This window comes from Geomonas sp. Red276 (assembly GCF_054784495.1).
In genome coordinates this window covers 1-1345 of the sequence record NZ_BLXW01000092.1, presented here as the reverse complement: position 1 = coordinate 1345, position 1345 = coordinate 1, and the positions used below count along the sequence as shown (strand labels likewise).

Below are 1345 nucleotides of genomic sequence, written 5' to 3'. Positions count from 1 at the left end.
TGTCAACCGCCAAGGTTATTTGCCACCCCCGTCGCCAAAGTTATTTTCCAGTTTAAGCGGTCAGCGGGAGTTCCTGAGTTAAGTTGTCGTGGTCTTCTGAGGGCGGCTCCTCCTGCGGTATGACTCCCCCTTGAGGGGGAGGTGATGGGCCTTGTGGGCTAGCCGATCCATGAGCGAGTTGGCCAGCACCTGATCGGGGAAGAGCCCCAGCCAGTCACCAGGCGGCCGGTTCGAGGTTACGATGATACTCCCGGTGTGATGCCGCTCGGCGACGATCTCGTAGAACGACTCCGCCTGCTCGGGGTTGAAGCCGGTAAGCCCCAAGTCGTCGATGATCAGCAGGTGCGGCTTGAGGAACGAGCGGATGGTCTCTTCATAGGCCCCTTCATGTCGAGCTACGGCGAGCCGCCTGAATAGCTTGGCCGCGGTGATGAACAGTACCGAATACTCGCTGCGGCAGGCCCGGTTGCCGAGAGCCTGGGCCAAATGGGTCTTGCCGGTGCCGGGCGGACCGTAGAGGAGCACATGCTCGTGGCGCTCGATGAACAGACAGGTGGCAAGGTCCTTGATCTCCTTCGGGTTGACCCCGGACAGGGCCGCGAAGTCGAACTCTTCGAGCCCCTTCTGCTCCTGGAAATCTGCCTGTTTGAGCCGGAGCTGCAGGCGGCGGGCGTGCCGCCTCTCCACTTCGTCCTGCAAGATGATCTGCAGAAACTCCTGGTAGCCGAGGGTCTCCTGCCGGGCCTGATCGAGGCGGGCCTCCAGAGACTCGGCGATGCCGGACAACCGTAACGTCTTGAGGATCGACAGCAGGTTCGGGGTCGGTTTCATAGCGACACCTCCCCAAAGCTTGCCGCAGGGTGCAGGAGCTTGGAGCCTTCTTCCGAGATGGGGGGCGGCACCGCGGCTTCGATGGCGTTGGGCAGTCCCTTCTCAAGGAGACGCTTCACGCTGACATGGCTGTTGGAGCCGTGCTCCAGGAGGTAGCGGCAGACCTCGTCGAGCCTTTGCGCCCCGTACTTCTCTCCGAGCCGGAGTATCGCCTGGGCCTTGCGCAGGTGTACCAGGGCGTGCGGCGACAGGATCTCGTGGACCATCTGTCCCACGTGCTCTCCCATCCGGCTCGCCTCCTTTCTGCAGTGGGCCGGCTGGAACTGGAGAAAGAGCTTCTTCCCCTCGGGATAGTCGTCGAGGTCGGTGCGCCAGGTTCCGGGGCGGTGGGCCGTGGGATGGGTCTTGATCAAGAGATCCTTGCAGTAGATGTCCACCACCTTGAAACCTCCGCGCACCCAGACTTTTTTCCCGACGAAGCGAGTCGGTACGGAGTAGTAGCTCTTCTCGAAGA

2 protein-coding genes are annotated in these 1345 nt (G+C 62.0%); both read right to left on the bottom strand.

The features are described 5' to 3' along the window. Window positions 1-78 precede the first annotated feature (78 nt). Entirely contained in the window at window positions 79-831 is a 753-nt protein-coding gene (gene istB, locus ACYVL5_RS23595) for an ATP-binding protein (RefSeq protein WP_460597991.1), read from the bottom strand. Further along, window positions 828-1345, bottom strand: a 518-nt coding sequence (locus ACYVL5_RS23590) for a Mu transposase domain-containing protein (RefSeq protein WP_460597990.1), incomplete at its 5' end; no start/stop codon positions are given. The genes ACYVL5_RS23590 and istB, both read right to left, overlap by 4 nt.